Raw genomic sequence first — 5,899 nt, forward strand, 5'->3', positions numbered from 1 at the left:
CCCACGGGGGTGGTGACGGCGGGCCCACCGGCCAGTCCTCCCGCACGCTCGCCTTCGACCACGCGCGCATCCTCGCCGACGGCCTCGACCGCGTCCGGGCCAAACTCGAGTACAGCCCGCTCGCCACCGCCTTCCTGCCCTACGACTTCACCATCCCCGACCTGCGCGCCGTCTACGAGGCCGTCTGGGACGAGAAGCTCCACCCCGGCAACTTCCACCGCAAGGTCCTCTCCGTCCCCGGCTTCGTCGAGAGCACCGGCGCCACCACCGCCCGCGGCGGCGCCCGCGGCGGCCCCAGGGCCCGCACCTACCACGCCGGAGACGCCAGCCTCCTGCACCCCGCCCTGCTCCGCCCCACCCGCGACGGCGAACTCCGCTGACGGCCGCCGCGCGCACCCGGCTACCATCCGGCCATGACCACTGACGACCCGACACACGCGGTCAACCAGCCGTTCTCCCACTGCCACTTCTGCGGCACCTCCTACCCGGCAGGCACCGACCGCTGGCCCCGCACCTGCCCCGGCTGCGCCGAGATCAGCTACCGCAACCCGCTGCCCGTCGTGGTCACCCTCCTCCCGGTCACCCGCCCCGACGCCGACCCCACCCTCGTCGTCATCCGCCGCACCATCGAGCCCGGCTACGGCCAACTCGCCTTCCCCGGCGGCTACGTGGACTACGGCGAGAGCTGGCAGCAGGCGTGCGTGCGCGAACTGTGCGAGGAGACCGGCATCCTGGCCGACGCCGCCGACATCACCCTGGTCGCCACCGACTCCGACGCCAGGGGCGGCTTCCTCTGCCTCTTCGGCCTGCTCCCGGCCCGTCCGCTCGCCGAACTCCCGCCCTCGCGCCCCACCGACGAGACCGACGGCTGGCAGCTCGCCGCCCCCGACACCCCGCTCGCCTTCCCCTTCCACACCCGGGTCTCCCGCTCCTGGTTCGGCGGCGAGTTCAGCGGTGAGTCCAGCGGCGGGATCTCCGGCCGCTGACCGGCCCGGCACCCACCGGGCGGACCCTGGCGCAGCGGCCGCTCGCATGGCATGGTCTGCACCGACAGCCCAACCGGACGGGCCTGCCACAAGCACTCCCGTCCCCACCACCGGCCGGGAGACCACCACCGTGAGCACCCCACCCCAGGACCAGCCGCTCTGGCGCCCCAACCCCGCTCGCGCCGCAGCCACCAGCCTGGTGGCCTTCCAGGCCTGGGCCGCCGAACACCACGGCGCCCCGGCCGCCCCGCTCGCCCCGGCCGCCGACGACCAGCAGGCCGCCCAGCGCTACGCCGACCTGCACGCCTGGTCCACCGCCGACCTCGACCGCTTCTGGACCGCGATCACCCAGTGGTTCGACGTCCGCTTCACCCAGGCCCCCGAGGCCGTCCTCGCCGACCCCGCCATGCCCGGCGCCCGCTGGTTCCCCGGCGCCCGCCTCAACTACGCCGAACACGCCCTGCGCGCCGCCGAGGACCCGGCCAACGCCGACCGCCCGGCCGTCCTGCACCTCGACGAGACCACCGAACAGCCGGCCGTCCTCACCTGGTCCGAACTGCGCCGCCAGGTCGGCTCGTTGGCCGCCGCCCTGCGCGCCCGGGGCATCGGCCCCGGTGACCGCGTCAGCGCCTACCTGCCCAACATCCCGCAGGCCGCCGTCGCCCTCCTCGCCACCGCCGCCGTCGGCGCGATCTGGACCAGCTGCGCCCCCGACTTCGGCGCCCGCAGCGTCCTGGACCGCCTCCAGCAGATCGAACCCGCCGTCCTCTTCGCCGTCGACGGCTACCACTACGGCGGCAAGGACCACGACCGCACCGAGGTCGTCGCCGAACTGCGCCGTGAACTCCCCACCCTGCGCACCGTCGTCCACGTCCCGCTGCTCGGCGCCCCCGCCCCCGAGGGCGCCCTGCACTGGGACGACCTGGTCGCCGACGACGTCGAGCCGGTCTACGAGGCCGTCCCCTTCGACCACCCGCTCTGGGTGCTCTACTCCTCCGGCACCACCGGCCTGCCCAAGGCCATCGTCCAGAGCCAGGGCGGCATCCTGCTCGAACACCTCAAGCAGGCCGGCCTCCACCTCGACCTCGGCCCCCGGGACCGCTTCCTCTGGTACACCTCCACCGGCTGGATGATGTGGAACTTCCTGCTGGCCGGCCTCCTGGTCGGGGCCACGATCGTCACCTACGACGGCAGCCCCGGCCACCCCGACACCGGCGCGCTCTGGTCGGTCGCCGCCCGTACCCGCGCCACCGTCCTCGGCACCTCCGCCGCCTACGTGATCGCCAGCCGTAAGGCCGAGCTGCACCCCGGCCGGGACCTCGACCTCTCCGCCGTCCGCTGCATCGGCACCACCGGCTCCCCGCTCCCGCCCGACGGCTTCCGCTGGATCTACGAGGAGGTCAAGGAGGACGTCTGGCTCGCCTCCGTCAGCGGCGGCACCGACGTCTGCTCCTGCTTCGTCGGCGGCGTCCCCACCCTGCCTGTCCACCTCGGCGAGATCCAGGCGCCCTGCCTCGGCGCCGCCGTCGAGTCCTGGGACGTCCAGGGCCACCCGCACACCGACACCGTCGGCGAACTCGTCGTCACCAAGCCCATCCCGTCCATGCCCACCGGTTTCTGGAACGACCCCGAGGGCACCCGGTACCACGACAGCTACTTCGACATGTACCCCGGCGTCTGGCGCCACGGCGACTGGATCACCGTCACCTCCCGCGGCACCGTCGTCATCCACGGCCGCTCCGACTCCACGCTCAACCGCCAGGGCGTCCGGATGGGCTCCTCGGACATCTACGAGGTCGTCGAACGCCTCCCCGAGATCGCCGAATCCCTGGTCATCGGCCTGGAGGAGCCCGACGGCGGCTACTGGATGCCGCTGTTCGTCGTCCTCGCCCCCGGTGCCGAGCTCGACGAGGGGCTGACCGGCCGCATCCGCACCTCGCTGCGCACCGAACTCTCCCCGCGCCACGTCCCCGACGAGGTCATCGCGGTGCGCGGCCTCCCGCACACCCTCACCGGCAAGCGCATCGAGGTCCCGGTCAAGCGGATCCTCTCCGGCACCCCGCTGGAGCAGGCCGTCAACCCCGGCTCCGTCGACGACATCGACCACCTGCGCTTCTTCGAGCAGCTCCGCCGCGACCGGCAGAGCCCCGCCTGACCGGAAACGCCGAAGGGGTGCTCCCACCGGACCCGGTGGGAGCACCCCTTCCTGCTGTTCGCCCGTCCTACTCGCCCGACAGCACCTGCTGCACGGCGGCCCGCGCCTCCTCGGCGCTGTCCGTCGCCCGGGCCGCCTCGGCCGCCCGGCGGCACTGCGCCAGCGTGTACTTGGCCAGCGTCGAGCGCACGTAGGGGATCGAGGCCGAGCCCATCGAGAGGCTGGTGACGCCCAGACCGGTCAGCACCACGGCCAGCAGCGGGTCGGCGGCCGCCTCACCGCAGACGCCGCAGCTCTTGCCGGTCGCCTGCGCCGCCTCGGCGGCCGCGGCGATCAGGTCCAGCAGCGCCGGCTGCCACGGGTCCTGCAGCCGGGCCAGCGCGCCCACCTGACGGTCGGCGGCGAAGGTGTACTGCGCGAGGTCGTTGGTCCCCAGCGACAGGAACTCGACCTCCTGGAGGATCGACCGGGCCCGCAGCGCGGCCGACGGGATCTCCACCATCGCGCCGAACTTGGCCTCCAGCCCCGCCTCGCGGCACGCCTGGGCGAAGTCCTTGGCGTCCTTGCGGTCGGCCACCATCGGGGCCATCACCTCAAGGTGCACCGGCAGGCCCTCGGCGGCCCTGGCCAGCGCCCGCAGCTGCGTCCGCAGCACCTCCGGGTGCTCCAGCAGGGTGCGCAGACCGCGCACACCGAGCGCCGGGTTCGGCTCGTCGGCGGGGGTGAGGAAGTCCAGCGGCTTGTCCGCGCCCGCGTCCAGCGCCCGGACCACGACCCGGCCCTCCGGGAACGCCTCCAGCACCTTGCGGTACGCCTCGACCTGCTTCTCCTCGGTGGGCGCCTTCGCGGAGTCGTCCAGGAAGAGGAACTCGGTCCGGAACAGGCCGACGCCCTCGGCGCCGTTCTCCAGCGCGGCCGGCACGTCCGCCGGGCCGCCCACGTTGGCCAGCAGCGGCACGCGGTGGCCGTCCGAGGTCTGCCCCGGGCCGGAGGATGCGGCCAGCGCGGCCTTGCGCTGGGCGGCGACCGCCCGCAGCTCGTCCTGCTTCTCCTGCGAGGGCTCCAGCAGCACGTCACCGGAGCTGCCGTCCACGGCGACGACGGTGCCCTCGGCGACGTCCGTCGCAGCGGGCAGCGCGACCACGGCCGGCACGCCCAACGCCCGCGCCAGGATGGCGCTGTGGCTGGTCGGCCCGCCCTCCTCGGTCACGAAGCCGAGCACCAGCGTCGGGTCGAGCAGCGCGGTGTCGGCCGGCGCCAGGTCCCGCGCGAACAGCACGTACGGCTCGTCGCTGTCCGGCACGCCCGGCATCGGCACGCCCAGCAGCCGGGCCACGATGCGGTTGCGGACGTCGTCCAGGTCGGCGACCCGCCCGGCCAGGTAGTCGCCGGCGGAGGCGAGCAGCGCCCGGTAGGCGGCGAAGGCGTCGTACACACCGCGCTCGGCGCTGCTGCCGACGGCGATCCGGCGGGACACGTCGGCCATCAGCTCCGGGTCCTGCGCCATCAGCGCCTGGGCCTCCAGGACGGCCTGCGCCTCGCCACCGGCCAGGTTGCCGCGGGCGATCAGGTCCGCGGCGACCGCCTCGACGGCGGCCTGAGCGCGGGCCTGCTCGCGCGGGGCGTCCTCGGTCGGGATCTGGGTGGCCGGGGGCTCCAGCACCGCCGTCCCCATGTGCCGCACCTGGCCGATCGCGACCCCGTGGCTGACACCCACGCCGCGCAGCGTCTTCTTCATGTCACCTGTCTCCGCTGAGAGGAGCGGCCCCGCCGGGAACCGCTGTGTGCCGGGCCGCCCCGACAACTCCTGCGGGGCGGGTGTGTGCAAAGTAAGAGGTCAGTTCCAGCTGAACAGGGCCTCGCCGGAGACGGCCTCGCCGTCTTCCCGCAGGCCGCCGAGCGAGTCGGCGTTCGCCTCCAGCGCCACGATCGGCGAGATGGGCGACTTGCCCGCGGCCTCGACGGCGGCCGGGTCCCACTTGATGACGGCCTGACCGCGGGTCACCGTGTCGCCCTTGTTGACCAGCAGCTCGAAGCCCTCGCCGTTCAGCTGCACGGTGTCGATCCCCAGGTGGGTCAGTACACCGTGGCCCTCGGCGTCCACCACGACGAACGCGTGCGGGTGCATGGAGACGACGACGCCGTCCACCGGAGCGACCGCCTCGGTCGGCCGGCGCTCCGGGTCGATCGCGGTGCCGGGGCCGACCATCGCGCCGGAGAACACCGGGTCGGGCACGCCGGCGAGCCCGACGACCTTGCCGGTCAGCGGCGACGTCACAGTGGTCATGGTTGTGCCTCCCAAGTGAGCGGTATAGCGAGCGGCCGCGAGCAGCGGCAGGACGATCGACTGAAGCCTAAATCATGTCAACTTCGGACATCTGCTGACATTCCCGGGCGAAGACCCACGCCCAGCCCGGCCCGTCGTCCGGCGGCTCACCGACCGTTTAGTGGTCTAGTCCTCTTAGTCGATGCGCCGCACTCTACAGGCATCTTGGCGAATCGGGACCATTGCTGTATATGCTCGCGAGAGCAACAAATCATGCCGCCGACCGGGTGACACCGGGAGCGCCTCGATTCGCACTCCGGCGGGCGACCCGCTATGGTTGGGCGAGTCGCCGCGACTTGGCGGTTAACACCAGATTTCAGATGCGAAAACCTCCGGTAAACGGGGCGGAAAACATCTGGTAAGCTGGGAACACGAAAGAACGAAGCGCCCGGAGGGCCCGCTGGAAGGCGGTCCGAAGGAAGTGTCCGTTCC

Annotated in this window: 4 protein-coding genes and 1 pseudogene; 3 read left to right on the forward strand and 2 right to left on the reverse strand. The window is 73.0% G+C overall.

The window, feature by feature from the left end; translation table 11 throughout:
* The 3 genes and pseudogenes from ACFVHI_RS36800 to ACFVHI_RS36810 all read left to right on the forward strand — a co-directional run.
* A pseudogene (locus ACFVHI_RS36800) lies at positions 1 to 380 on the forward strand (DNA hydrolase); the annotation flags it as partial.
* 33 nt (positions 381 to 413) lie between these two features.
* Complete coding sequence (locus ACFVHI_RS36805; RefSeq protein WP_063350195.1) at positions 414 to 986, forward strand: NUDIX domain-containing protein; 573 nt, start codon at positions 414 to 416, stop codon at positions 984 to 986.
* A gap of 46 nt (positions 987 to 1,032) precedes the next feature.
* Entirely contained in the window at positions 1,033 to 3,141 is a 2,109-nt protein-coding gene (locus ACFVHI_RS36810; RefSeq protein WP_380346395.1) for an acetoacetate--CoA ligase, read from the forward strand.
* A 67-nt stretch (positions 3,142 to 3,208) separates the two neighbouring features.
* Here the strand turns inward: ACFVHI_RS36810 and ptsP are convergent, their stop codons facing one another.
* Both ptsP and ACFVHI_RS36820 read right to left on the reverse strand, forming a co-directional pair.
* Positions 3,209 to 4,879, reverse strand: coding sequence for a phosphoenolpyruvate--protein phosphotransferase (gene ptsP / locus ACFVHI_RS36815; protein WP_363377293.1), 1,671 nt, complete (start codon positions 4,877 to 4,879; stop codon positions 3,209 to 3,211).
* Positions 4,880 to 4,978: 99 nt separating this feature from the next.
* The gene (locus ACFVHI_RS36820; protein WP_063350198.1) at positions 4,979 to 5,428 is read right to left on the reverse strand and encodes a PTS glucose transporter subunit IIA; all 450 of its coding nucleotides are present in this window, start codon (positions 5,426 to 5,428) and stop codon (positions 4,979 to 4,981) included.
* Between the last annotated feature and the right edge of the window lie 471 nt (positions 5,429 to 5,899).

This window comes from Kitasatospora sp. NPDC127121, assembly GCF_042677305.1.
Lineage (GTDB): Bacteria > Actinomycetota > Actinomycetes > Streptomycetales > Streptomycetaceae > Kitasatospora.